The sequence below is a fragment of the Mesorhizobium sp. M7A.F.Ca.US.014.04.1.1 genome (genome assembly GCF_003998745.1).
GTDB classification, from domain to species: domain Bacteria; phylum Pseudomonadota; class Alphaproteobacteria; order Rhizobiales; family Rhizobiaceae; genus Mesorhizobium; species Mesorhizobium ciceri.
The window spans coordinates 1-386 of the sequence record NZ_RZRW01001536.1 but is presented as its reverse complement, the minus strand read 5'-3'; the positions used below and the strand labels follow the sequence as shown (position 1 = coordinate 386).

The 386-nt window shown below is 65.5% G+C and carries 1 protein-coding gene; it reads right to left on the bottom strand.

The features are described from left to right. A partial coding sequence (locus EOA22_RS37490; protein WP_127390791.1) for a DUF459 domain-containing protein occupies nt 1-386 on the bottom strand: 386 nt, incomplete at both ends.

The following is a 386-nucleotide window of genomic DNA, read 5'->3' as shown; positions in this document are numbered from 1 at the left end:
CAGCATGACGATCACGGCGGCGGGTTTTTCGGTCTCGATCAGCGATTTGATCTGTTCGGGCCAGTTGTAGAAATCATCGCGCACGAAGCCGGACGAGCCATTGCTGCGAACGACGATCCTGACGCCGGCATTCTCTGCGAAAGCGCTGTCGAGGCCTTCGGCGAGGCCGGCCGCCATGAAGTCGCCGACCACCAGGACGGTGCGCGCGTCCGGCGCCTTGTCGACCACCGGGATTTCCGGTTCCGCGGGCGGGCGCGGGGCGCGGGGTTTTTTCGCCTTGGGCCTGGGCCTCGGCTTCTGGATATCCAAGGGCGGCTCAATGCGCTCGCTGCGGCGCGGAAACAAAAGGTCGCGCAACGACCAGCCGCGGTTTTGCTGCTCCTGCG